Source organism: Roseovarius sp. THAF27 (genome assembly GCF_009363655.1).
In the GTDB taxonomy this organism is placed as follows: domain Bacteria; phylum Pseudomonadota; class Alphaproteobacteria; order Rhodobacterales; family Rhodobacteraceae; genus Roseovarius.
In genome coordinates this window covers 2113287-2138098 of record NZ_CP045393.1, presented here as the reverse complement: position 1 = coordinate 2138098, position 24812 = coordinate 2113287, and the positions used below count along the sequence as shown (strand labels likewise).

26 protein-coding genes and 1 tRNA gene are annotated in these 24812 nt (G+C 61.7%); 13 read left to right on the top strand and 14 right to left on the bottom strand.

The window, feature by feature from the left end; translation table 11 throughout:
• Window positions 1-5: 5 nt before the first annotated feature.
• From FIU89_RS10590 to FIU89_RS10570, 6 genes are all read right to left on the bottom strand, one after another.
• Entirely contained in the window at window positions 6-452 is a 447-nt protein-coding gene (locus FIU89_RS10590) for a GNAT family N-acetyltransferase (RefSeq protein WP_152492554.1), read from the bottom strand.
• Complete coding sequence (locus tag FIU89_RS10585; RefSeq protein WP_152492553.1) at window positions 449-1390, bottom strand: nucleoside hydrolase; 942 nt, start codon at window positions 1388-1390, stop codon at window positions 449-451. Before FIU89_RS10585 ends, FIU89_RS10590 begins: the two co-directional genes overlap by 4 nt.
• 104 nt (window positions 1391-1494) lie before the next feature.
• The gene (locus FIU89_RS10580) at window positions 1495-2679 is read right to left on the bottom strand and encodes a VWA domain-containing protein (RefSeq protein WP_152492552.1); all 1185 of its coding nucleotides are present in this window, start codon (window positions 2677-2679) and stop codon (window positions 1495-1497) included.
• 7 nt (window positions 2680-2686) lie between these two features.
• Window positions 2687-2854 carry a hypothetical protein gene (locus FIU89_RS22280; protein WP_172978086.1) on the bottom strand — a complete coding sequence of 56 codons (168 nt, stop codon included), beginning with the start codon at window positions 2852-2854 and terminating at the stop codon, window positions 2687-2689.
• A 16-nt stretch (window positions 2855-2870) separates the two neighbouring features.
• On the bottom strand, window positions 2871-4226 hold the full coding sequence (locus FIU89_RS10575; protein ID WP_152492551.1) for a DUF2927 domain-containing protein: 1356 nt from the start codon (window positions 4224-4226) through the stop codon (window positions 2871-2873).
• 351 nt (window positions 4227-4577) lie between these two features.
• Window positions 4578-5417 (bottom strand): MoxR family ATPase, encoded by an 840-nt coding sequence (locus FIU89_RS10570; protein ID WP_152492550.1) that lies wholly within the window; start codon window positions 5415-5417, stop codon window positions 4578-4580.
• Window positions 5418-5620: 203 nt separating this feature from the next.
• Here FIU89_RS10570 and dksA point away from each other — a divergent pair, with 203 nt between their 5' ends.
• Together dksA and FIU89_RS10560 are read left to right on the top strand one after the other, a co-directional pair.
• Window positions 5621-6043 (top strand): RNA polymerase-binding protein DksA, encoded by a 423-nt coding sequence (gene dksA, locus FIU89_RS10565; RefSeq protein WP_152494486.1) that lies wholly within the window; start codon window positions 5621-5623, stop codon window positions 6041-6043.
• Between the two features lie 71 nt (window positions 6044-6114).
• Window positions 6115-7299, top strand: a complete 1185-nt coding sequence (locus FIU89_RS10560; RefSeq protein WP_152492549.1) for an FAD-dependent monooxygenase — start codon at window positions 6115-6117, stop codon at window positions 7297-7299.
• A gap of 89 nt (window positions 7300-7388) precedes the next feature.
• Here the strand turns inward: FIU89_RS10560 and xth are convergent, their stop codons facing one another.
• Window positions 7389-8171 carry an exodeoxyribonuclease III gene (xth, locus tag FIU89_RS10555; RefSeq protein ID WP_152492548.1) on the bottom strand — a complete coding sequence of 261 codons (783 nt, stop codon included), beginning with the start codon at window positions 8169-8171 and terminating at the stop codon, window positions 7389-7391.
• A gap of 322 nt (window positions 8172-8493) precedes the next feature.
• Here xth and FIU89_RS10550 point away from each other — a divergent pair, with 322 nt between their 5' ends.
• Genes FIU89_RS10550 through FIU89_RS10540 form a run of 3 tightly spaced genes read left to right on the top strand, consistent with a single transcriptional unit; the run spans window position 8494 to window position 10856 of the window.
• Complete coding sequence (locus FIU89_RS10550) at window positions 8494-8841, top strand: DUF6749 family protein (protein ID WP_152492547.1); 348 nt, start codon at window positions 8494-8496, stop codon at window positions 8839-8841.
• A 42-nt stretch (window positions 8842-8883) separates the two neighbouring features.
• Window positions 8884-9957 (top strand): hypothetical protein, encoded by a 1074-nt coding sequence (locus FIU89_RS10545; protein WP_152492546.1) that lies wholly within the window; start codon window positions 8884-8886, stop codon window positions 9955-9957.
• Window positions 9954-10856 carry a DMT family transporter gene (locus FIU89_RS10540; RefSeq protein WP_152492545.1) on the top strand — a complete coding sequence of 301 codons (903 nt, stop codon included), beginning with the start codon at window positions 9954-9956 and terminating at the stop codon, window positions 10854-10856. Before FIU89_RS10545 ends, FIU89_RS10540 begins: the two co-directional genes overlap by 4 nt.
• 1 nt (window position 10857) lies before the next feature.
• On the opposite strand, the gene FIU89_RS10535 is transcribed toward FIU89_RS10540, so the two are convergent.
• Window positions 10858-11184 carry an iron-sulfur cluster assembly accessory protein gene (locus FIU89_RS10535; protein ID WP_152492544.1) on the bottom strand — a complete coding sequence of 109 codons (327 nt, stop codon included), beginning with the start codon at window positions 11182-11184 and terminating at the stop codon, window positions 10858-10860.
• A gap of 77 nt (window positions 11185-11261) precedes the next feature.
• Between FIU89_RS10535 and FIU89_RS10530 the strand changes: the two genes are divergently transcribed.
• The 8 genes from FIU89_RS10530 to FIU89_RS10500 all read left to right on the top strand — a co-directional run bounded on the left by FIU89_RS10530 (window position 11262) and on the right by FIU89_RS10500 (window position 19909).
• A complete protein-coding gene (locus FIU89_RS10530) occupies window positions 11262-12431 on the top strand; it encodes a deoxyguanosinetriphosphate triphosphohydrolase (RefSeq protein ID WP_152492543.1) in 1170 nt (389 codons plus the stop codon).
• A 3-nt stretch (window positions 12432-12434) separates the two neighbouring features.
• Window positions 12435-14267, top strand: coding sequence for a sodium:proton antiporter (locus tag FIU89_RS10525; protein ID WP_152492542.1), 1833 nt, complete (start codon window positions 12435-12437; stop codon window positions 14265-14267).
• Window positions 14268-14330: 63 nt separating this feature from the next.
• On the top strand, window positions 14331-16076 hold the full coding sequence (gene argS, locus FIU89_RS10520; RefSeq protein ID WP_152492541.1) for an arginine--tRNA ligase: 1746 nt from the start codon (window positions 14331-14333) through the stop codon (window positions 16074-16076).
• Between the two features lie 150 nt (window positions 16077-16226).
• The gene (locus FIU89_RS22605; protein WP_254701646.1) at window positions 16227-17141 is read left to right on the top strand and encodes an SPOR domain-containing protein; all 915 of its coding nucleotides are present in this window, start codon (window positions 16227-16229) and stop codon (window positions 17139-17141) included.
• The gene (gene nagZ, locus FIU89_RS10515) at window positions 17117-18145 is read left to right on the top strand and encodes a beta-N-acetylhexosaminidase (protein WP_254701645.1); all 1029 of its coding nucleotides are present in this window, start codon (window positions 17117-17119) and stop codon (window positions 18143-18145) included. The genes FIU89_RS22605 and nagZ overlap by 25 nt, the downstream gene beginning before the upstream one ends.
• Window positions 18138-18926: a ScpA family protein gene (locus tag FIU89_RS10510; RefSeq protein ID WP_152492539.1), complete on the top strand. Its 789-nt coding sequence runs from the start codon at window positions 18138-18140 to the stop codon at window positions 18924-18926. The genes nagZ and FIU89_RS10510 overlap by 8 nt, the downstream gene beginning before the upstream one ends.
• Before the next feature lie 3 nt (window positions 18927-18929).
• Window positions 18930-19601, top strand: coding sequence for an SMC-Scp complex subunit ScpB (scpB, locus tag FIU89_RS10505; protein WP_152492538.1), 672 nt, complete (start codon window positions 18930-18932; stop codon window positions 19599-19601).
• A gap of 83 nt (window positions 19602-19684) precedes the next feature.
• Complete coding sequence (locus tag FIU89_RS10500) at window positions 19685-19909, top strand: hypothetical protein (RefSeq protein WP_152492537.1); 225 nt, start codon at window positions 19685-19687, stop codon at window positions 19907-19909.
• A gap of 45 nt (window positions 19910-19954) precedes the next feature.
• On the opposite strand, the gene FIU89_RS10495 is transcribed toward FIU89_RS10500, so the two are convergent.
• The 6 genes from FIU89_RS10495 to plsX all read right to left on the bottom strand — a co-directional run bounded on the left by FIU89_RS10495 (window position 19955) and on the right by plsX (window position 24805).
• Window positions 19955-21031, bottom strand: a complete 1077-nt coding sequence (locus tag FIU89_RS10495; RefSeq protein ID WP_152492536.1) for a 2'-deoxycytidine 5'-triphosphate deaminase — start codon at window positions 21029-21031, stop codon at window positions 19955-19957.
• An 82-nt stretch (window positions 21032-21113) separates the two neighbouring features.
• Window positions 21114-21190, bottom strand: a tRNA-Pro gene (locus tag FIU89_RS10490).
• Window positions 21191-21252: 62 nt separating this feature from the next.
• The gene (locus FIU89_RS22600) at window positions 21253-22302 is read right to left on the bottom strand and encodes a MerR family transcriptional regulator (RefSeq protein WP_254701644.1); all 1050 of its coding nucleotides are present in this window, start codon (window positions 22300-22302) and stop codon (window positions 21253-21255) included.
• Window positions 22303-22312: 10 nt separating this feature from the next.
• Complete coding sequence (gene ihfA, locus FIU89_RS10480) at window positions 22313-22615, bottom strand: integration host factor subunit alpha (protein WP_152492535.1); 303 nt, start codon at window positions 22613-22615, stop codon at window positions 22313-22315.
• A gap of 112 nt (window positions 22616-22727) precedes the next feature.
• A complete protein-coding gene (locus FIU89_RS10475; protein ID WP_152492534.1) occupies window positions 22728-23702 on the bottom strand; it encodes a beta-ketoacyl-ACP synthase III in 975 nt (324 codons plus the stop codon).
• On the bottom strand, window positions 23699-24805 hold the full coding sequence (gene plsX / locus FIU89_RS10470; protein ID WP_152492533.1) for a phosphate acyltransferase PlsX: 1107 nt from the start codon (window positions 24803-24805) through the stop codon (window positions 23699-23701). The genes FIU89_RS10475 and plsX overlap by 4 nt, the downstream gene beginning before the upstream one ends.
• Between the last annotated feature and the right edge of the window lie 7 nt (window positions 24806-24812).

Sequence of the window (24812 nt, the reverse complement as noted above, 5' to 3'; positions counted from 1 at the left end):
CGACGCTAGAGCTTGCGCGTCATCAGCATGTAATTCTCCCGCGACTCGAACCGCAGTTTTTCATAGACCCGGCGCGCGGCTTCGTTGCCCCGGTCGACCTCCAGATGGATTGCTTTCATGCCTGCCTTCGCCAAGGTCTTGGGCAACGCCAAAAGGATTTCCGATCCGATACCACGGCCTCGCACACCCGGCCGGATGAAGATTTCGTCCACGAACCCGTCGAGGCCGCCGAACTCCACGGACCAGCCAAAAGTGACGATCACGTAGCCGATCGGCGCGCGTCTCGGTCCGGCCAGATAGACGCAACCGTGGGGCGATCCTTCCAGCAGCGGCGTAAGCGCCGCCCGACGGGTCGCCTCGTCCTGGGCAATCCCTTCTTCGGCATGGAACGCCGCCACCAAAGGCACCAGACGATCCAGGTCTTCCAGCGCGGCAAGGGTCAGTTTGGTCATAGACGTGCAAGCCTTTCGGTCAGCAGCGAAAAAAAGCCATCGGCGTCAACGTCCCCGATGAACAGCGCGTTGGGCGCGCGATCTGTCACGCCCCACCAGTCGGCGACGGTCATGCCCAGGGTCAGGTCGGACGTCGTCTCGATCTCGACATTGATATGCCTGCCGGAAAACAATTCTGGCCTCATGAGGTAAGCCGTGGTGCAGGGATCGTGCAGCGGCGCGCCTTCCGAGCCGTATTTTTCGCGGTCGAACCGTTCGAAGAAATCGGTCATCTCGGCGACCGCTTCGCCCACACGGTTCCCGATGGCTCGAAAGGCATCGTTGCGCGCCCGGGTGACCAGCGCCTTGTGCGTGACGTCAAGCGGCATGACCACAAGTGGGGCACCCGAGCCAAAGACACGTGCCGCGGCCTCCGGATCCACGTGGATGTTGAACTCCGCTGCGGGCGTGATGTTGCCCACCTGGAAATAAGCGCCGCCCATCAGAACGACCTCTGCGACGTTGCCCGCCACATCCGGTGCCTGCTCGAAGGCCGCCGCGATATTCGTCAGCGGTCCGATGGGAACAAGGGTAACGCTGCCTTTCGGTTCGGAGCGCAATGTTTCGATGATGAAGTCCACCGCATGTTTTTCCTGCAACGGCATGACGGGATCGCTCAGAACCGGCCCATCCAGCCCCGTCTTGCCGTGCACATGTTCGGCCGTGATCAAGTCACGCTTCAGGGGGCGGTCGCAGCCTGCAAAGACCTTGATATCCCGTCGCCCGGCAAGCTCGCAGACGATGCGGGCGTTTCTGGTCGTCAGGCCCAGCGGCACGTTACCCGCCACGCAGGTAATGCCAAGCACCTCGATCTCGTCAGGGCTTGCCAGCGCCAACAGGATGGCGACGGCGTCATCCTGCCCCGGATCGGTGTCGATGATGATCTTGCGCGGAGCCATGCGCAGTCCCTGTCACGCCGGGCTGCCCTTGTCCACTGGCCTTGCTTTGGTTGGCAGAAATACTCCGGACGAGACGCGGAAGAACCCGCGTATCGACCTTGTGGTCAGCGGCCCAGTTCCTTCATGCCGTTTTCGATGCCGGCCAGTGTCATCGGCACCATGCGGCCCTCGAAGATATCGCGGATCATGCCGATAGAGTGCGTGTAGTCCCAGTATTTCTCGGGCACCGGGTTGATCCAAAGATGTTCGGGCCATTGGGCACGGGCCCGGTTCAACCAGACCTGACCCGCTTCGGCGTTCCAGTGCTCGTTGGCGCCGCCAGGATACGCGATCTCGTAGGGCGACATCGAGGCATCGCCGACGAAAATGCACTTATAGTCCGGGCCATAGGTTCGCAGCACTTCGTCGGTCGGTGTCTGCACGTCCCAGCGGCGGCGATTGTCGCGCCAGACGCCTTCGTAGAGACAGTTGTGGAAATAATAGTATTCCAGATGCTTGAACTCGGCCCGCGCGGCGGAAAAGAGTTCTTCCACCAGCTTGATGTGCGGGTCCATGGAGCCGCCCACATCGAGAAACAAAAGTACCTTGACCGCATTGCGCCGCTCGGGCCGCGTCTTGACGTCGAGATAGCCATGCTCGGCGGTGGCACGGATTGTTCCGTCAAGGTCCAGTTCCTCTTCGGCCCCGTCCCGCGCCCAGCGTCTCAGGCGCTTGAGCGCGACCTTGATGTTGCGCGTGCCCAGTTCGATCGTGTCATCGAGGTTGCGGAACTCGCGCTTGTCCCAGACCTTGACCGCCCGCCGGTGCCGGCTTTCCTTTTGCCCGATCCGAACGCCTTCGGGGTTGTAGCCATAAGCGCCGAAGGGCGATGTGCCTGCCGTGCCGATCCACTTGTTCCCGCCCTGGTGGCGGCCCTGCTGCTCTTTCAGGCGCTCTTTTAGCGTCTCCATCAGCTTGTCGAACCCGCCTAGCGCCTCGATCTCGGCGCGTTCTTCTTCGCTCAGGTGCTTTTCCGCCAGCTTCTCCAGCCATTCCTGGGGGATTTCGACCGCGTTCAGAACGTCACTCGCGCTGATCGCTTCAAGCCCCTTGAAACTGGCGGCGAAAGCCTGATCGAAGCGGTCGATCAGGCGCTCGTCCTTCACCATCGCGGACCGTGCGAGGTAATAGAACCCCTCGATGTCATAGGTCACAAGCCCGGCGTTCATCGCTTTCAGGAACGTCAGGTATTCGCGCAGCGACACAGGCAGGCCCGACTTCCGGAGATTTTCGAAGAAGGGCAGGAACATCGTTACCTCAAATGGACATGCGGTGGATGACCAGTGTCGCGAAAAGTCCAAGCAAGGTAAAGATCAGGCCATAGATCGTGGCATAGAGCAGGATGTCCGCCACGCGCCCCTTGCGCCGCCACGCGGTGAATGCACCCAGGCTGATGCCCAGGATGGCCCCGAAAACTACGATCATGTTTTTTCCCGTCAGATCACTTCAAAGGGCTGAGCGACGAGATTTCGCGCAGTTTGGCCCGCACCGCCCAGTCCGCGCCGAAGCCGTATCGCGCCCAGCCGATACTGTCCAGCCGTACGGACTGCGCCTCCGCGACGCGGCCTTCGAGGTCAAGCGCCTCGGCCCGCAGCAGCATAAGCGTCGACAAAAGCGCTGCATTCTCGTGACGTTCGGCAATGGCCAGGTGAGGAGACAGGATGGCGAGCGCCAAAGTGCCGTTGCCTTCGCCGATCGCGAACGCGGCGAGCTGGGAGGCGGAGTAGGCACGATGCAACTCCGTACCCGGTGTCTGGCTGTAGAACCTCTCCGCAAGTCGGAAATGCTCGAACGCGGTGTCGGGCTGGCTGTCTTGGGTCAGCCGCCCCATGGCGAAATGCGAGAAAGCCCGGCGATGGTCGTGCCATCCCATGGCGTCGGCGATGCGCAACGCCTCGCCCGCGGCCACGACCCGCTGCGAATGTCCGGCCCCCGGGCCGAGCGCGGTTTGAACCGCTTTGACCCAGGCGCGGGGAGTCGAGGAAACCTGGCGCGGCGGAATGCTGTCACCCCGTGGATTGAGCCGCGACAGGATCGAGGGCAGGCGTGCCGCAACCTGCGCGCGGGTCATCCCCGAGTGCAACTCGGGCGCATAATAGGTCCGCAAGATCAGCATGTCGAAGCCGGTCAGGACGGTATGCACATTGTCATCGTTGAATACGCTGTCAGGCAGGCGATAGAGGTCGTTCAGAGGCCCGAGCGCCTGCGCCACTTCCTCATGCAGGCAGTCGCGCACTTCCTGAGGAGACGCATCGTTGGGAAGAAAAATCGCGATCTTCTCGCGCTTGATCAGCTTGCTCCAGTTTGTCAGGCGTTTGTTTCTTGCCGCGCGGTAGTCGGACAGGCGGCTGATGTTCGGGACGACAAAGCAGGCTGCTTTGGGCAGATGCCGGCGAATTTGCGCGCGGGGAACGGCTTCGATGGTGATGTTGGCGGTCTCAGATCGCACCCGCGCGATGTCGATCTGCGCCTCGGTCCGCAACCGATGGACCAGCCGATTGAGGTCCGGGATCAGTGTCGATGGCGGTTTGCCCGTGACGCGAATGGAAATCGGCCCCTCGAAACGCGAGAAGTTCTGCAATTTGCGACCGGATTCCAGCTGAAAGGACAGTTCGAGAAAGTCGCGCCCGATGTCCGTGTTCGAACGTGTCGGTGCAACTGGCCTGGGCGCAGAGAACGACTTGAGTGCCGGCAATGACGCCGTGGATTGTGTTGCGGCTCGTGACGGCATTTCGCTGGACGGACTGGGGACGCATGCGCCCAGCATGAGGAACAGTGGAAGTATGACGCGGCGCATGTGGTCCCCGATGCCTGTAAATTCCCAAGTGGCAGAGAACCCCGTCGCGGAAAGCCTGCCGTCCTTCGATGTCTTCCCAAGGGCTGATGCGTGTCGTTTCCCGCACGCGAATGTGCCCTGCTGCTGAACAAACCTACCGGACGGTACTGGAAATCGCCTCCTACTTCGTCTCGGGTGAGGAGCAAAAAAGGTAAAACTGTGGCCTAATCGCCAGTCAGCGGCGCCTCAGCCGAAAGATCGCCGCCAGTTTTTCAAGCAAGGTGCCGTGAGAATGATCTGCGCGTTTCACGTACCTTAGGCGTGGGACACGTATCTGACGGCAACGTCTGCCACGGCTTTCGCGAGGCGGCCCTACCTTTGGCGTCGCGCCATGAAGGCCAGCCGCTCGAAGAGATGCACATCCTGTTCGTTCTTCAACAGCGCACCGTGCAGCTTGGGCAGGGCGTCGGCGCCATTGCGTTTCAGGTCCTCGGCGCTCAGGTCTTCGGCCAGGATCAGCTTCAGCCAGTCGAGCACTTCCGATGTCGATGGCTTCTTCTTCAACCCGGACTGTTCGCGAATGTCATAGAACTGGGTCAGCGCCTCGGTCAGGAGCTTCTCTTTGATGCCCGGATAATGCACTTCGACGATCTGCTTCATGGTCGCGACGTCGGGAAAACGGATATAGTGAAAGAAGCAGCGTCGCAGAAAAGCATCCGGCAGCTCCTTTTCGTTGTTCGACGTGATGATGACGATCGGGCGCTGTGCCGCGCGAACAGTTTCGCCAGTCTCGTAGACGTGGAATTCCATCCGGTCGAGTTCCTGCAGCAGGTCGTTCGGAAACTCGATATCCGCCTTGTCGATTTCATCGATCAACAGAACGAGCTTCTGGTCGGCCTCGAACGCCTGCCATAGCTTTCCCTTGCGGATGTAGTTGCGCACGTCGTGCACGCGTTCTTCGCCCAGCTGGCTGTCGCGCAGGCGTGACACCGCGTCGTATTCGTAAAGACCTTGCTGCGCCTTGGTCGTGGACTTGATGTTCCACTCCAGCATCGGCACCCCAAGCCCTTTTGCGACCTGCCGGGCCAGCTCGGTCTTGCCCGTCCCCGGTTCTCCCTTGACCAGAAGGGGCCGCTCCAGCGTAACGGCGGCGTTCACGGCGACGGTCAGGTCGTCGGTGGCGATATAGGCATCGGTGCCTTCGAATTTCATGGGCTTCCCTTTTCTTGAGGATGTCGGCGTAACGCATGGTCTGCATGGAATTTTCGCTGCACCCTAGTGTCTTGGAGAATTCACATCAATGGCGGGCAATTGTGTAGTGACAATCCGGCAAGGCGCGTGTAATTGCACGCCACAAGGTGGATTTCTTTGGGGGAAGTTGGGTGACCGACGCCGACCTGAAAGAGGGAATGGACATGAAACAGGACGTTGTTCTGTCGGAGGACTATACTCCGGCCGAAGACGAGCCGTTCATGAATGAACGGCAAGTCGAGTATTTTCGTCGCAAGTTGCTGAACTGGAAGAGCGAACTTCTGGAGGACAGCCGCGACACCATCGAAGGGCTTCAGGACGGCACCCGCGCCATTCCCGACGTGGCGGACCGCGCCAGCGAGGAAACCGATCGTGCGCTGGAACTTCGGACGCGAGATCGTCAGCGCAAGCTGGTGGCGAAGATCGATGCGGCGCTGCGCCGGATCGACGAAGGTGAGTACGGGTATTGCGAAGTGACCGGCGAACCCATCAGCCTCAAGCGCCTCGACGCCCGCCCGATCGCCACGATGAGCCTCGAAGCGCAGGAACGCCACGAGCGGCGCGAAAAGGTCCACCGCGACGACTGAAGCGCTGGAATTTTCCTGAAGACCGAGCGCCGGAGCCAAGCTTCGGCGCTTTGCGCTTTCAAGGGGCGGCCATGAACATCACGACTTTGAAATCCGTCGTTATCGGCGGCGGGATCGCAGGCCTCGCGGTGGCACTTGTTTTGCGCCGCGCCGGCGCCGAGGTCCGTGTGCTGGAGCAGGCGCCTGAAATCGGCGAAGTCGGAGCCGGCCTGCAGATCAGCCCGAACGGCTTTGTCGTCCTGGAGAAGCTTGGGCTTGGCAATGCCCTGCGCGCCAAATCGGTACGCGGCCAGGCGGTGCGCCTTCGGGACTACAAGGGGCATGACGTGGTTCGGCTCGACCTCGCCCGGCTGCCCTGCGGAGACTACCATTTCGTTCATCGCGCGGATCTGGTGGATATCCTCGAGCGCGCCGCGCGCAATGCAGGGGTCGAGATCGCGCTTGGCCAGCAGGTCGCATCGGTGCACACGGGGCAGGGGGCGTCCGCGACCCTGGGCGACGGGACAGTGGTCGAAGCTGATCTTCTTGTCGGCGCGGATGGATTGCAATCGCATGCACGCCAAGCCCTGAATGGAACGGTTGCACCGTTCTTCACACGGCAGGTGGCGTGGCGTGCCCTTGTGACCGAAACCGGCGCAGAGCCCGAAGCGCAGGTCTTCATGGGACCGCATCGTCACCTCGTGACCTACCCCCTGCGCGGCGGACGGTTAAGGAATATCGTGGCGGTTCAGGAACGCGCGAACTGGCACGAGGAAAGCTGGCACACTGAGGACACTCCCGAAAACCTGCGGGCTGCCTTCGGAGATTTCTGCCCCGACGCCTTTGCTCTGCTCGAACGGGTCGAGCGCGTGCATCGCTGGGGGCTGTTCCGGCACCCCGTTGCCGGCAAATGGTTTGCCGGTGGCGTTGTTCTGTTGGGCGACGCGGCGCACCCGACGCTCCCGTTCATGGCGCAAGGGGCCAACATGGCGCTCGAGGACGCGTTTGCGCTTGGTCGTTGCCTGCAGGAAGGCGAGGACTTGAACCGCGCTCTCGTGGCGTATCAGCAGATGCGGGCGGACCGTGTCCGCCGTGTCGTCGAGACGGCCAGCGGCAACGCGTGGAAGTACCATCTCAGCTTTCCGCCGCTACGGCTTGCCGCACATACCGCACTCCGGCTTGGAGGAGCGCTTCTGCCGGGGCGCGTGGTCGGCCAATTCGACTGGATCTACGGCTACGATGTGACCACGGACGAAATCCAAAGCGATTCGCGATAAACCTGGATCACAGCTTACCCGCCAAACGCGGCACAACAGCCAACCGTTGCACGCGTTTCGCTGATGGCTCAGGTCAAAAGCAAAACACTTTACACGTCCAGTTCCACCCAGATCGGGACGTGATCCGAGGGCTTTTCACGTCCGCGGATGTCCTTGTCTATTGCGGTGTCGGTCAGCCTGTCGGCGGCTTGAGGGCTCAACAGGAAATGGTCGATGCGTATCCCGTCATCCCGGTTCCACGCGCCAGCCTGGTAGTCCCAGAACGTGTAATGTCCGGGACCCTGCACGCGAGCACGGAACGCTTCCGTGAATCCCATGGCCACAAGTTCGCGAAAGGCCGCGCGGCTCTGAGGAAGCGCCAGGGCATCTTCACGCCAGGCCTCGGGACGTTTGGCATCTTCGTCCTGAGGAATGACGTTGTAGTCACCGGCCATCAGGAATGGTTCCTCGGTCGCCAGCAATTCGGCCGCGCGCGCTTTCTGACGCGCCATCCAGGCCAGCTTGTAGTCGTATTTCGGGCCCGGTGCGGGGTTTCCGTTGGGCAGGTACAACCCGCAAATGCGCAGCGACGTCGCCTCGCCCATCACGGTCGCTTCTATCCATCGGGCCTGCTCATCCTCGTCATCCCCTGGCAGGCCGCGCTGGACGTCCTCCAGCGGATGTTTCGACAAGATCGCGACGCCGTTGAACCCTTTCTGACCGTGGGTTTCGACGTTGTATCCACGCTCTTCGAAAGGCGCGTGGGGAAAACCTTCATCGACCGTCTTGATCTCCTGCAGCACCGCCACATCCGGCTGAGCCTCGTCCAGCCAGTTGGTCAAGGCGTCGAGCCGCGCCTTGATGCCGTTGATGTTGAAACTGGCAATCTTCATTCAGGCCTCCTGATCTGGCTTGATCTATCGCGCAGCGGCGCGCGGGAGGCAAGCGGGCTTGGTCATTTCGTTAGCGTAATTTCCGGGGGGTGATTCGGCTCAGTTTGGAAACAGAAAGCAAGATATCCACAGCTTTGTGGCCCTGTGGAAAACAATTTTTTACGGGCGCTGCAAAGCAGCGCCCGTAAATACAGGCAAGGCTGTCCTAAAAAAGTTAACGGACAAGGTCGCCTGTGGATAACTCGCTTTCCGAGAAAATCTGTTTGAAAGTCCCGTTTTGCGTGTAACCGTTTTAGGTGTTGACCAAACAAGGAGACTACCGATGGTTGCACTGCTCAAAGCTCAAACCGCCTTCGAAACAAAGCCCAACGAGACCAGCCTGCACGACGGCGGCGCGGTCGAGGCGTTCACTTCTTCGCTCCACGCCTCCGGCGACATGCTGGACGGTTCTCAGACCGAAATGTTCACGTCCAGCCTGGCCCCGGTTGCCGAGACCAGCCGCATGACGGGCGACGCCGTCGAGGCGTTTACGTCCAGTCTTGCGCCGCGTGCGACGTCCGACGCAGGTGCCGGCGACTCGGTGGAACTCTTTACCTCCAGCCTTGGCCCGGTACGCGCCGCGCGCGCGGATGAAGGCGAGGTTGTCGGCGCCTTCACGTCGAGCCTGTAAGCTCCGGGCGGAACGGAACTAGAACACAAGGATATCAGACCCATGGGATCCGTCGTACACCTCGATATTCCGTTCCGCCAAACCACGCGGCAGGCGCGACAAAGCGCACTGATCCAATGCTTCGCCCGTGAGCGCCGGCCCGAGACCGATGTCTTCTGGCTCAAGGAGAACGCCGAAGTCCTGAACATCATGGTCAGCACCGGCACGACCTTGCCGCGCGAGGCGTTGAGTCCGTTCGATGCCGTCTACGACTCGCTGGACCGGCGCCTGGGCTTTTTCCCGCAATACTACAGATTTCTGCTGTCGCTTGGCCTGGACCTTGAAGACCTGGGCCTTGCCGGGACAAAGGCATCCCGGGCGGCCGAATGGGTGGCGTCCGAAGGATTGGTCGGCGCGGAACTTTCGGACCTTCAGCGCGCCGAGGCCCGGCGGCTGTGCTTGCGCCGTGGCGTTGATCCGGTGTCGGGTGATGCCGGGCTTGACGACCGCCTGCGGGCTTTCGGAAGCCGTAGGGCGACCTTCGCGCTGCCGAACAAGAAAGCGGCGTACGAACTTACGCATATCGTGTTCTACCTTTCAGAGTATGGCCAACGCGACCCTGACTTGCCCGCGGCCTTCGTCGAAAGCCTGACATTCGCCGGCACGATCGCCTTTCTCGAAATGAACCTGGACCTGCTCGCCGAGGTTTGCATCGCGCTGCGGTTCGCGGGGCAGGTCCCTCCCCAGACATGGGAGCGTTGGCTTGCCGCTCAGGCCAGGAATTTCGTGCTCGAGGCCGACGCGACGGGCTGGATGTCGGACGACTATCACCCGTACCTGATGGTCCAATGGTTCCTGGCGACCGCAGGCTTGGGCGGTTTTGGTGCTTCCTTGCCGGAAGGTGGCGTGCGCTTCACGGCGCCAAAGCCCCACGCGGCCCCGCTGAGAGAGCTGTCCGAATGCATCTATCGCCTGGACGGGGTGCGCAATGGCGACTGGTCCGCGATGCGCAACCTTGTCGACCCACATCTGTCGCTGGAGGCGCGCGACGTTGTCGAGGCCGCCGAGAGTGCCATCGACTTCGATGTATTCTTCCACGATTTCTCGCGCGCGTCGGCGCAGGAGTTTTTGGCGTGACGGGGCGCGCAACCGAAGTTGTGGCCCTCGGGGTCGTACTGACTGTCGCGTATACCCTGCTGATCACCGGCGCCGACGCCATAACCAAGCTGTTTTCGGCCAATTATGCAGCTCCGCAGATGTTCGCCTTTTCCGGTGGGCTGGTGGCACTGTTCTGCCTGCTTGTAGGTCGGAAGTCGGCAGGTACGACCGTTCTGAAAACGCGATGCCCCCGGGTGATGGCCCTGCGGGCCGTTGCGACAGTCATTGGCACCTGTGCCTTTTTCTATGCCTTCAAGCTTTTGCCCTTTGCCGAGGTCTTCCTGTTCATCGCCATCATCCCGATCCTCGCCGCCCTGTTGTCGCGTCTTGTGCTGCAAGAACGGCCGGGCGGGCAGGTCTGGGGAGCGCTGCTGTTGGGGCTAGTAGGCATGACAACGCTGTTCCCAAGCGGCTTTCACAGCTTCGGAACAGGTCATCTGGTTGCGTTACTCGCGGTGACGATGGGGGCGATCTCAATGGTCTCGTCGCGATACATCGGACAGCGTGATCCAGCAGGATTGTTGTCACAGGTCTTCTATCCAAACGCCGCCTTGATGGCAGTCATGGCTTGTGTCCTGCCCTTCGTGTTCGTGCCGATGGGATGGGGCGACGTGATGTGGATCGTCTGCTATGCCGCGCTTCTCTTCGCTGCGAGGTGGGTGCTGGTGGCCGCGCTCAGAATACTGCCGGCTTATGTCGTCACACCACTGATGAACCTGCAATTCCTCTGGATGGTGGCACTCGGCACGGTAGCTTTCGGAGAGCCGACCGGAGCCGGCGTGTTCTTTGGCGCGTCACTGCTCATCCTCGCGGGGGCCTGGTTGGTGTGGGACCAGGTGCGAACGCCGCTGCCGAAAGCGGCGGTGCCCGCCGAGTAGGTCACATCGAGAACGACGTACCGCAGCCGCAGGCGCTCGTAACGTTCGGATTGTCGATCGTGAAGCGCGCACCGATCAGCTCTTCAGTGAAATCAATCGTCGCGCCCGCAAGGAAGGGTAGCGAGACGCTGTCCACGACCACCTTCTGACCTTCTGCGCCTTCCAGCACCAAGTCATCGCCCGTGGGCGCGTCCAGCTTGATGTCGTATTGAAAACCGGAGCAACCGCCGCCTTCGACGGCGACGCGCAAGGCCTGACCCTGCTCACCAGCACCGATTTCAGCAAGGCGTTCATAGGCGCGTTGCGTCACTTTGGGGGGCATCTGCATCTGGCGATCCTCGAGGTTTCTTTGCAGTTCATCATCGAATATACGAACGCTGGGACAGGACGACAAGGAAACAGGCGATGCATACCCCTTATGCCTCGGACCCGGCGCGCGCTCGGGCGCGGCTCTACCCAGAAGAAGAAAGCGCGTTTCGGTCGTGTTATCAGAGGGATAGGGATCGTATCATCCATTCCAGCGCCTTCCGCCGCCTCAAGCACAAAACTCAGGTTTTCGTCGAACATGAGGGCGATTATTTCCGCACGCGGCTGACACACTCGATCGAGGTTGCGCAGGTCGCGCGCACGATTGCGGGTGCGCTCGGGCTTAACGTGGAACTGACCGAAGCGGTGGCCTTGGCTCATGACCTGGGCCACACGCCATTCGGCCATACCGGCGAAGACGCGCTTGACAGGCTCATGTCGGATTATGGCGGCTTTGATCACAACGCGCAGGCGATCCGTATCGTCACGTCGCTGGAACGCCACTACGCCGAGTTCGATGGGCTCAATCTCACCTGGGATACGCTCGAGGGCATCGCCAAGCATAATGGTCCGGTGACGGGTGCGCTTCCATATGCGCTTGCGGACTATAACGCAAAGCACGACCTCGAACTGCACACCTATGCGAGCGCCGAGGCACAGGTGGCCGCACTGGCTGATGACGTGGCATACAACAATCATGACCTGCACGACGGCCTCCGTGCCAGGCTCTTCACCGAGCAGGAAATCGCCGAGCTGCCGGTTGTGGGCGCCTGTTACCGCGAGGTCGACACGAAATATCCCGGCCTTGATCCGTATCGCCGTCGCCACGAGGCGCTGCGGCGCGTCTTCGGTGTGATGGTGACAGACGTTATCGAGACCTCTCACGCCATCCTTCAACAGGCCGCGCCGCCAGACCCTCAGGCCGTCCGTGACCTCGGGCGTCCGGTCATCCGGTTTTCCGACCGGATGTGGGCCGACTTGCAGGTGATAAGGTCGTTCCTTTTCAAGCGGATGTACCGGGCTTCTAAAGTGGTGGAGATGCGCAGCCGTGTTACAAAAGTGGTCGAGGACCTCTTTGCGTTCTACATGTCGCATCCCGACTTTCTTCCGAAGCGCTGGCGCCAAAACGTGGCTGATGCCCCGGACCGGACGGCACTGGCGCGGCTGGTCAGCGACTACATCGCGGGAATGACGGACCGTTTCGCGCTCGAGGCTCATGCGCGGTTGTTGGGCGGAGACGCCGGTATGACTGAAAGAAAAGGAATATAGCGCATGGCGACAGGCGTCACGGAGGGAGCGCTCGATCCGGTCATGGCGGTGGCGATGGTCGGGGCGCTCGGCGTTGGAGCGCAATGGATCGCCTGGCGCCTGCGGATGCCCGCAATCGTCCTTATGCTGGCTGCGGGATTGCTGGCCGGTCCTGTATTCGGCGTTTTCGACCCGTCGCGCGATATCGGCACGCTCATGGGCCCCATGATTTCCATCGCGGTGGCGATCATCCTGTTCGAAGGCGGCCTGACGCTTGATTTTTATTCGCTTCGCGGGGCAGAGCAGGGGGTCAAACGGCTAGTATTCCTCGGCGCTCCGGTAGGCTGGATCGGCAGCGCCCTGGCGCTGCATTATGTCGGGGGGCTCAGTTGGGAAAGTTCCGCTGTCTTCGGTGGCATCATGATCGTGACGGGACCGACGGTGATCGCGCCACTATTGCGTCAGGCGCGACTGAACCGCCGCCCGGCCCAATTGCTGCAGTGGGAAGCCATCGTGAACGACCCGATCGGCGCACTGGCGGCTGTACTGGCCTTCGAGGTGATCGTCGTGTCCGCAAGCGCAGGCAGTTTCGGCCTTGCCGCATGGCAGATCCTGCGCGGAATCGTGGTGGCGGGCGTTCTCGGATGGGCAGGCGGCTGGATCCTGAGCGAGGCGTTTCGGCGGGGTAAGGTGCCGGAATACATGAAGGTGCCGGTGCTCTTCAGCATCCTGTTGGGTATTTTCGCACTGACGGACTACATCCTTCACGAAAGCGGGCTGCTGGCGGTGACGGTGATGGGCGTGGTGATCGCGAACGCAAACCTTCCAAGCTACACAGAGCTGCGCCGTTTCAAGGAACATGCGACGATACTGCTGGTCTCGGGGGTATTCGTTCTGCTCGCCGCCAACATGGATATGGAAACCCTGCGCCTCATCAACTGGAATGCCGTTGCGATGGTGGCAGTGGTCATCCTCCTGGTACGCCCGATGACGGTCTTGTTTTCTCTGGCCTTCACCAACATCCCTTTCCGGGAACGCCTTCTGGTGGGTCTGACCGGACCACGCGGGGTGGTTCTCGTGGCCGTTGCGGGCCTTTTCGGAGAGCGCCTGGTGGCGGAAGGCGTCGAGGATGCCGCGTTCCTCACGCCCTTCGCATTTGCGCTGGTGGCTGCCACGGTGGTTCTGCACGGGTTCACGCTCGCTCCGCTGGCGCGATGGCTGGGGCTTGCCGGAAAGGGCCAGCCCGGCGTTCTTTTGTCCGGGGGCTCACAGTTCGCAACCTCCTTCGCGAAGACACTGCAAGAGCTCGAGGTGCCCATCCTGATCACCGACACCAACCGAGCGCGCCTGAGAAGTGCGCGCGAGGCCGGATTGCCGGTCTTTTTCGGCGACGTGTTGTCCGAAGCTGCGGAGCATAGTGCCGAGATCATGAAATACGGCGTCGTGCTCGCGATCAGTGACAACGATGCCTACAACACGCTCGTTGCCACCGACTTGGCACCCGAATTTGGTCGAGAAAACGTCTATCAACTGGGCCGTGCCAAGCAGGACAGCAAGCGGCACGAACTTCCCGCATCGCTGGGCGGCCGGATCGTTGCACAAGGTCGCGGCTATACCGAACTGGCCGGCAAAATGGTCCAGGGTTGGGAAGTCCGGGCGACCAACCTGACCGAGGACTACACCTTCGAAGACTGGCAGTCGCAGAATGACGGAGGCATTCCGCTGGCGACCCACAGCCAAACCGCCGGACTGCGCATTCTGTCGGAAACCTCCAAGGTCGAGAGCGAGGGCGAGTTCAAACTCATCTGGCTTGGCCCGGCGCGAGAGGAAAGGGCCGCCGCGTCGGCGTCTGCATAGACCCGCGCGGATTGACGTGGCCGGTTCTGGTGATAAACCGGCGCGGAAACGAAGGATTATCCGATGAACCTGTTTACCGAGATCCGCGCCAGCGTCCTTGCCGCCCTTGATACGATGCAGAGCAGGGGCGAATTGCCGGATGACCTGGACATGGCGAATGTGACCGTCGAGCCGCCTCGGGATGCCGCGCATGGCGACATGGCGACCAACGCGGCCATGGTTCTTGCCAAGCCGTCAGGTCAAAAACCGCGCGATATCGCCGAGAAACTCGCGACTTTGCTGGCGGCCGACGACCGTATTGAATCTGCCGAGGTCGCCGGTCCGGGATTTTTGAACCTGCGTCTGGCCAACTCGCTCTGGCAGGACGTTGTGCGCGCCGCGCTTCAGGGCGGAGAGGCCTACGGGCGCTCGGAACTGGGCAAGGGCAAGCGCGTCAACGTCGAGTACGTGTCGGCCAACCCCACAGGCCCCCTGCACGTTGGCCACACGCGTGGCGCCGTCTTTGGCGATGCCCTGGCCAGCCTGCTAGATTATGTCGGCTACGAGGTCACCCGCGAGTATTACATCAATGACGGTGGCGCCCAGGTGGGTGTCCTCGCCCGCTCCGTTTACCTGCGCTACCTCGAAGCGCACGGGCAAGAGATCGCCTTCGAGGACGGCAGTTATCCGGGTGACTACCTCGTGCCTGTGGGCGAGGCGCTGAAGGAAAAGGTCGGCGACGACTACGTGGGCCAGCCCGAGGACGTGTGGTTGGCCGACGTGCGCGATTTCGCCACTGACGCCATGATGGCGCTGATCCGCGAGGACCTAGACGCACTCGGCGTGCAGATGGATGTGTTCTACAGCGAAAAATCCCTCTACGGCACCGGCCGGATCGAGCAGGCGCTCGATGCTCTGCACTCGAAGGGCTTGATCTACGAAGGCGTGTTGGAGCCACCCAAGGGCAAGAAGCCCGAAGATTGGGAGCCGCGAGAACAGACGCTGTTCAAGTCCACCGCGCATGGCGATGACGTGGATCGCCCGGTCAAGAAGTCCGACGGGGACTGGACCTATTTTGCGCCGGACATTGCCTATCACTACGATAAGGTCGAACGCGGGTTCGATGCGCTGATCGACGTGTTCGGCGCCGATCACGGCGGTTATGTCAAGCGGATGAAAGCAGCGGTGAGCGCGCTGACGGACGGGCGGGTGCCGCTCGACATCAAGCTGACCCAGCTGGTCAAGCTCTACAAGGACGGCCAGCCGTTCAAGATGTCGAAACGGGCAGGGACCTTCGTGACCCTGCGCGATGTGGTCGATCAGGTAGGCGCGGATGTGACCCGCTTCGTGATGCTGACCCGCAAGAACGACGCCCCGCTCGACTTCGACTTCGACAAGGTTCTGGAGCAATCCAAGGAAAACCCGGTCTTCTATGTCCAGTACGCCTATGCCAGGATCTCATCGGTGATGCGCAAGGCGCGCGAGGCCGGTATCGAGGTCGACGACGCGACGCTCGCCGCGGCGGATCTTTCGGTGCTGCGCGACACGGCACAGCTTGCCGTGGCCAAGAAGCTGGCCGAGTGGCCGCGTCTTGTTGAAATCGCCGGACGCACGAACGAGCCGCACCGTGTGGCCTTTTATCTCTACGATCTTGCCAGCGACCTGCACAGCCTTTGGAACCGCGGCAACGACGTGCCAGAGCTGCGTTTCCTCGAAGAGGCCGATACAGCCGGGTCTCAGGCGAAAATCGCCTTGGCACGAGCCGTAACCGTTGTTATTTCCGCCGGTCTTGGTATCTTGGGTGTAACCCCGGTCGAAGAAATGCGGTAGAAAAACCGCGCCCGCACCGGGGATCAGGCAGTAATCCAAGCCGGCGGCCAAGTATCGCCGGAGGTAGCGAGGCGAGCAATGGCACAGATGCAGGGTACCCCCGGCGATATGGGGGGCAATCGGCGGATATCATTCCAGAAACTCACCAATATGGCAGGGGCTGCTATCTCTTTGGCTCTCGTGGTCGGTATCGGGGTCTGGGGCTACAAGATTCTTGTGCGCGATGTCAGCGGCGTACCTGTCGTTCGCGCTGCCGAAGGTCCGATGCGCATTCAGCCCAAGGACCCGGGCGGTGCGACCGCCGAACATCAGGGCCTCGCGGTGAACGGCGTGGCCGCGGACGGCTCTGCTGCCAAACCGGCCGACCGTCTCGTGTTGGCACCCGAACCGCTGACGCTAAGCCTTGAAGACACGCCGCAATCGGAATTGAGGGTCGCCGCTTCCGCCGACGCGCCTGCTGACGCCGCCGACGAGGTGTCACCCCGGGCAGAGGCCCAGGATGCAGTCGAGTCCGACGAAGACGCGGCGACGCTGGCGGCTCTGAACACGCTGGCCGATGAATTGTCCGAAGGCGTGGAGCCGATGACGCCCCTGGCGTCGACCGAAAGCTCCGACAACGACGCCGAAGCGTCAGCCGAACAGGAAGCCGAGCCTGAGTCCGAGCGCACCGCGGCTCTGTCCTCCGAGGGCCTTGGCCGCTCTCTTCGTCCCAAGGCACGCCCGGTCCAGCTGGCAAGTGTCGAGGATGCCGTTGCTGCAAGTGTCGCGGCCCAAGCGGCAGCCGCACCGGAAGTGGATCCCGACAGCATTCCGGTCGGCACCCGCATGGCACAGCTTGGTGCGTTCGAAAGTGCCGCGGTCGCGGAACAGGAATGGGCCAAACTCTCCAAGCGGTTCTCGGAATACCTGGACGCCAAGCAGCGCGTGATTCAGAAAGCGCAAAGCGGAGGGCGGACTTTCTACCGCCTGCGGGCAATGGGCTTCACAGATCTCAGCGACGCTCGGCGCTTTTGCTCGGCCTTGGTCGCGGAGAAGGCCGATTGCATCCCGGTGGTGACGCGTTGACTTCGCTTAGCGCCACGATCCTGGGCGTGGCCGGTACGGAACTGACAGTGGAAGAGGCGGCGCTTTTCAAAGAGGCGCGGCCCTTCGGTTTCATTCTTTTTGCACGCAATATCGAGACCCCGGACCAAGTGCGCGCTCTGTGCGACAGCTTGCGCAAGGCGGCCGGCCACGAGGCCCCGATCCTGATTGACCAGGAAGGGGGACGCGTTCAGCGCCTGCGCGGTCCGGTCTGGCGCGAGTGGTTGCCACCGTTGGAACAGGTACAGCTTGCCGGTTCGCGTGCCGAGGACGCGATGTACGCTCGCTACCGGATCATCGCGCATGAACTGCTGGAATTGGGGGTAGACTCCAACTGTGCACCTCTTGTCGACATCGCGACACGGCAAACGCATCCATTCCTGAAAAACAGATGTTATGGACATAGTGCCGATACGGTGGCGAAGGTTGGCCGTGCGGTGGCGAATGGTCTTCTGGACGGTGGCGTATTGCCGATCGTCAAGCACATCCCCGGTCACGGCCGAGCCCAGGTTGACAGCCACCTTGACCTGCCTGTCGTCGAGACGGATTTCGAAACGCTTTCTGATACCGACTTTCGGCCGTTCGCAGCGTTGAATGACCTGCCCATGGGAATGACTGCACATCTTGTCTATACGGCCTGCGACACGCGTCCCGCCACGACCTCGCCCGAAATGATGCGCGTCATTCGCGACCGCATCGGCTTTGACGGGCTGATCATGACGGACGATATCTCGATGAAGGCGCTCAAGGGCGACCTGGCCGAACTTTCCCGGCAGTCGCTCGCGGCTGGCTGTGACGTGGTCCTTCATTGCAACGGCGAATTTGACGAGATGACCGCTGTCGCCGGGGCCTCCGGCTCGCTTGAAGGCGACGCACGCCGTCGGGCCGATGCAGCGCTTGCCGCTCGAAAAGGCCCGGCCGAGGTTGACATTCCCGCGCTTGAGGCAAAGCTGACCGAACTGCTACACGGTCGGGGCAATGTCTGAAGACGCGTTCGAGGAAACAGATAAGATCGAGAGCGTAAGCGACCGCATGGCGGCCGAAGCGCTGATCGTGGACGTCGACGGCTACGAGGGGCCGCTCGACCTTCTGCTTACGCTCAGTCGCACGCAGAAGGTTGACCTGCGCAAGATATCCGTTCTGCAACTGGCCGAGCAATATTTGGCATTTGTCGAACGTGCCAAGGCGCTGCGCCTGGAATTGGCCGCGGATTATCTGGTGATGGCGGCCTGGCTCGCATTCCTCAAATCTCGGCTTCTTCTTCCACCCGATCCCGCCGAAGAAGGCCCGTCGGGCGAAGAGCTGGCCGCGCACCTGGCGTTCCAGCTGGAACGCCTGCAAGCTATGCGCGAGGCGTCAGCCAGGCTGATGGGGCGCGACCAGTTGGGACGCGACTTCTTTGCCCGTGGCCTGCCCGAGGACGTGACCCGCATTCGTCGCGTGCAATACACCGCCACGCTTCTCGACCTCATGCAAGGCTACGCGCGGATCCGCACCCGGGATGAGTTTCGGCCCTACGCGTTCGACCGCGAAGCGCTGTTCACCCTGGAACAGGCGCTTGACCGAATGCGGGGGCTGATCGGGTTCGCAGGCACATGGACCGATATCGCGTCCTACCTGCCGGAGGGTTTTACCTCCGATCCAGGACGCCGGCGCTCTGCCACGGCGTCGACCTTTGCCGCGGCCCTGGAGCTGACGAAGGAAGGCAAGGTAGAACTGCGCCAGTCCGAGGTTTTCGCTCCGCTGGAATTGCGGCGAAAGGGATAGCGCATGTCTGACGGGATCGAGAACGAAGCGCCGCAGAATGAAAGCCTTTTCGAGGCGCCGCCCATGGCGGAGCAGGAACGCATGTGCGAAGCGATCCTGTTTGCCACCGCCGAGCCGATTTCCGCAAAGGAGATCGAAGCCCGGATGCCCCACGGCTGCGATGCCGCCGAAGCCCTGGTGCACCTGCGCAAGCGCTACGAAGGGCGCGGCGTGCATCTGGTGAAGGTGGGCGATGCTTGGGCCATGCGTACCGCAGCCGACCTCGGCTTCCTGATGCAAAAGGAAACGGTCGAGACCCGGAAGCTCAGCCGCGCCGCGATCGAGACACTGGCCATCATCGCCTATCACCAACCTGTCACCCGCGCCGAGATCGAAGAAATCCGTGGTGTCAGCGTCAGTCGCGGCACGGTCGACCAGCTGCTGGAAATGGAGTGGATCCGGTTCGGGCGTCGCAAGATGACACCGGGCCGGCCCGTGACCTTTGTCGTGACCCAGCATTTCCTGGATCACTTCGGCCTGGAAAACGCGCGCGATCTGCCCGGTCTGAAGGAACTGCGCGCCGCGGGCCTTCTGGAAAACCGGCCACCGCCCGGCGAGATGCCCCAAATGGGGGAAGGCGACGAGGACCTGTCGGAAGAGACTGAAGAAGGTCAAAGCGAACTTTTCGAGGACTGACCCGGCTAAATTTCCGGATTTGCCCTGAAAACTTCATTATCGCGTGTTATATCCCAATCAAGCAGGTACTTGAGGAGCGCGCAATGAACGCCAACCGCATCATCAACATGGTCATTCGGATGGTCATGAACCGCCTGATCCGCGGCGGGGTCAATGCCGGGATCAACAGATTTTCGCAGCGGGATGCCAAGAACGCTTCGTCCAAAGGGCAGGGCACGTCGAACGGCCAGCAGAAACAGCAGACGGCAGAGACGCAGAAGCGCATGAGACAGTCCATGCGCGTGGCCCGCAAGATCGGCCGTTTCTAAATCGTTTCGCCATTTACCTGAGTCATCAGCGAAGGGCGAAACGCTTTAGGCGGCGCGGAAGTGCTTTGACAGCTTGAGGCCCTGTCCCTGGTAGTTCGAGGCTATTCCCGCGCCATAAAGTTGCTGTGGCACTTCGTCCATCTGCTCGTAGACCAGCCGACCCACGATCTGCCCGTGCTCCAGCACGAAAGGGGCCTCGTGACAGCGTACTTCCAGAACGCCGCGTGAACCGGCACCTCCCGCCGCGTCATGTCCGAATCCGGGATCGAAAAAACCGGCGTAATGCACCCGGAATTCACCCACCATGGCAAGGTAGGGGGCCATTTCGGCGGCATAGGATGGCGGGATGTGCACCGCTTCACGGCTGACGAGTATGTAGAACGCACCGGGATCCAGGATGATCCGCCCCGTATTGCTGTGGACTTCTTCCCAATAGTCGGCGGGCGCGTAGCCGGCGATATTGTCAAGATCGATGACCCCGGTGTGGGGCTTGGCACGGTACCCGACCAGGGTGCCTTCCGCCGGCTTCAGGTCCACCGAAAAGCCCAGCCCGTCGCTGATCACCGGCGGACCGTCGACCAAGGGGCTTTGGGCATGAAGGGCACTCAGGGCCGCATCGTTCAGCACGGCCTGTCCCGCCCTGAACCGGATCTGGTTCAAGCGCATCCCCGGACGGACAAGCACCGAGAACGAGCGCGGACATATCTCGGCATAGAGCGGGCCGGAATAGCCGGCAGTGACCCGGTCGAATTCCTCGCCGCCATCGGTGATGGTCCGGGTCAGCAGGTCAAGTCGTCCGGTCGAAGACTTTGCATTCGCCACGGCGTGAATATCCGAGGGCAAATCCAGGCTTTCCATCAGGGGCACGACATAGACACAGCCCTTTTCGAGGACCGCACCATCGGTCAGGTCGATCCGGTGCATTTCGAATTCCTGCAACCTGTCTGCGACCTTGGCGCCGGCGCCTGCCAGGAACGAGGCGCGCACCCGGTACGCGACCGATCCAAGGCGCAAATCCAGCGAGGCGGGCTGTATCTGATCGGACAGGACCGCGGGCTGCGCCGCAAGGCTACCGTCCTGGATCATCGTTTCGAGTTGCTGGCTGGCCAGAACGCCGGTCATTCCTGCCTCCCTGCGTGCCGCACCACGATACGTTCCGTACCGACGCAAAGCGCGGAAAAAGGACCAGTGGTGCGCGAAAAATTGGTCGGGCTAGCAGGACTCGAACCTGCGACCTTCCGTCCCCCAGACGGACGCGCTACCAGGCTGCGCCATAGCCCGACGTCTGGCCGTTCATACTGGTTTTGGCGACAAGGACAAGGGGGAAATTCCAGATTCACGCGCTACTCTCTGGCAGCGGTGCCCGTCGTGGCCCGCAGTCGCGGAAGCAAGCCTTCAAGCCCGGCAATCGTGTCGGGTGAAAGAGGGCGCTCGATCCTCGAGAGCAAGGTCAGAACGCCTGCGTCTGCGGCAACCTCGTCTTCCGGATCGTCGGGCACATCCACGGCAAGCGAAGGCTTCGGCGTTTCAGGCGTATCGTCCGCCACTTGCGGATCCTGCGCTTGATCCTCGTTGCTCTGTGACGCCCCAGGAGGCGCCTCATCGCGTTGCAGAAAACTCGGCAATTGGGCGCCACCATCCGACACATCTTGCGTCTCGGCGGTCGGATCGGGCTCGACTTCGGGCATAGGCGCGGGCTCCGGCTTGTGCCGGCTGAACGTCAAAGCTGCGCTCTCGGTTTCTTCTTCCCGCTCCGGAGTGGGCGGGAGGGCACGATCATTCGTCATTTCCGGACGGGGCGGCAAATCGGATGCGACCGGAGGCGGCTCGGGAGCCGCACTCGGCGTTCGTGGTTCGGGGTCGGGCGTTGCCCCGGATGATGGCTGCTCCGGCGTCGTCCCGGCGTCTTCAGGTTCCACTTCAGCAGCAGAAGACACGTCAGAAGGCGCCGAAGTTTCGGCCTGGGGTGTCTGCGGAGGCATGGGCGTCCTCATCCCGGTATCCGATGGCTGCGGTTCGGATGCGGCAACGGAGGCACCGGCACCGGGAAGTTGCGACTCTGACGCTTCGGCAGGGGCCTCTTCGAGGTGATCTATAATCACGTCATCCGCGGCGTCGCCCAGGGGCTGAGAAAAATCCGATACGTGCCCGACACCCTGTTCGCGCAGCATCTTTTGCACGCCCTTGATCGTCATGCCGTCATCGTGGAGCAGTTTCTTGATACCGCCCAGCAGTTTCATGTCGGCGGGGCGATAGTACCGCCGTCCACCGGCGCGCTTCACCGGCTTTACCTGACTGAACTTGCTTTCCCAGAAACGCAGCACATGCGCCGGAGTCTCCAGCCAGTCGGCAACTTCGCTGATTGTACGAAAGGCGTCGGCGGATTTGGCCATGGCGTCTACCTCAGCCTTTGTTGCCCGCCGCGACCCGGTCCTTCATGAGGTGCGATGGGCGAAAGGTCAGAACCCGCCTGGGATTGATCGGAACCTCTTCGCCGGTTTTCGGATTCCGCCCCACGCGGGCCGACTTGTCGCGCACCGAAAACGTGCCGAAAGAAGAGATCTTGACCTGTTCACCGCGCACCAGTGCGTCCGACATATGCTCCAGAACACTTTCGACCAACTGGGCAGAGTCGTTGCGCGACAAGCCCACTTCGCGGAACACCGCCTCGCTCAGGTCCATCCTTGTCAGCGTGTTGTTTGTCATCACATCCCCTCTACCTTATGCAAAGGACTTTAGGGTCGAAGAATTTTCCGAGTCAATGTCAATGACTTGGCAGGCAGAGTTTAAGCGGAAAAATCGCGCTTTGTTCCGGCACTTACCAGCGCAGAACCACGGCGCCCCAGGCCAGGCCACCGCCGATCGCTTCGGAAACGATCAGATCTCCGCGCTTGATCTTGCCTTCTGACACGCCGACCGACAAGGCCAGCGGAATGGACGCGGCCGAGGTGTTTCCGTGATCCTGAACGGTGACAACCACCCGATCCATGGGAATGGCAAGTTTCTTGGCGGTGCCTTGAATGATGCGGATATTGGCCTGATGCGGCACGATCCAGTCAACGTCGTCATCCGTCAGTTGGGCCTTGCCCAAGGCCGCCTCGGCGGTCGTGGTCAGTTTTTCAACCGCCTGCCGGAACAATAGGTTGCCCTGCATCTTCAGCTTGCCCGAAGTGCCGGTCGAAGACACGCCGCCATCGACATAGAGCATATCCAGGTAGCGACCGTCCGAATTGAGGTCGGTAGACAGAATTCCGCGATCGGACGGAGCGCCCTCGGCCTCGGCCGCGCTCAGAACCACGGCGCCGGCACCATCCCCGAACAGAACGCAGGTCGACCGATCGGTCCAGTCCATGATCCTGCTGAAGGTCTCGGCCCCGATCACCAGCAGGCGCTTCGCCTGGCCCGACACGATCAGCGCATTGGCGTTGGCAAGCGCATAGACGAAACCCGCGCAGACGGCCTGCACATCAAAGCCGAAGCCGCGCGTCATCCCCAGTTCTTTCTGGATCATCGTGGCGACGGACGGAAAGGTAAGGTCGGGTGTCGATGTGGCGACAAGGATGCCGTCGATATCTTCCGGGCTTACGCCCGCGTTTTCCATTGCAGCGATAGCCGCGCGCGTGCCCAAGTCAGAGGTCGTCTGATCCTCGGCGGCGAAATGGCGCCGCTCAATCCCCGAGCGGGTTCTGATCCATTCGTCCGTTGTATCGAGAAAGGTCTCAAAATGTGAATTCGGCACCACTCGTTCAGGAAGGTAGTGACCGACACCGTCTACAACGGCGCGAATCGTCATGCCTGTTCACCGCTACTGTCGGGTTCGTTTTCGCCATCCTGTTCAAGCATGCTCGCAGATGCAACCCGTGCGGCCAGTTTTTCGGTAAAGCCGGTATCGGCCAGCTCGAAGGCCAGTTTCACTGCAGCGGAAATGCCCGTCGCGTCTGCCGAGCCGTGTGATTTCACCACCGTACCGTTGAGGCCGAGGAAGACACCGCCGTTGGCGCGGCTTGGATCGATCCGCTTGCCCATCCGGCGCAGCGATGTCAGCGCCAGGATAGATGCAAGACGCGACAGCGGAGTATGCGCAAAGGCCTCCTTGAGCAATTCTCGAATAAGCTTCGCCGTGCCTTCCCCGGTCTTGAGCGCCACATTGCCGGTAAATCCGTCCGTCACGATCACGTCGCACACCGTGCCGGGCAGGTCGCGTCCCTCGACAAACCCCACGAACTCGAAATCGCCGTTCCGCGCATTGCCCTCGATCAGGTCATAGGCCTCGCGCAGCTCGGAGCGGCCCTTGTGCTCTTCCGTGCCGACATTCAGCAGGCCCACACGGGGGCGGTCCAGCCCGAAACCGTTCCGCGCATAGGACGTTCCCATGAGCGCGTATTGCATGAGGTCCTTGGCGTCGGCGCGAATATCGGCGCCACCGTCCAGCATGATGTTGTGCCGCTGCGGGTTCTGCGAAGGCCACAACACCGCGATTGCGGGGCGGTAGATGCCGGGCAACTTGCGCAGCCGTATGACCGACATCAGCATCAGCGCGCCGGTGTTGCCGCAAGAGACGCAGACATTCGCCTCGCCGTTGCGCACGGATTCCAGGGCCGACCACATCGAGGTGCCCTTGCCTTGGCGCAACGCCTGGCTCGGCTTGTCCTCCATCTCCACCACGTCGCCGGCGTTCCGAATCTCGCATCGACCGGCCAGGTGCTTGCGCTTGGCAACGAGCGGCTTCAACACGTCCTCGGGGCCGTGAAGAATGAAACCGATCCGATTGTTCTTCTTCGCAGACGTGGAAATCCCGGCAACGACGGTTGCCGGGCCCAAATCGCCCCCCATGGCGTCTACAGAGATGAGGATGCGCCCGTCGGTCTTGCCGGTCTTGTCGGCCGATGCCGTCATTGGACGC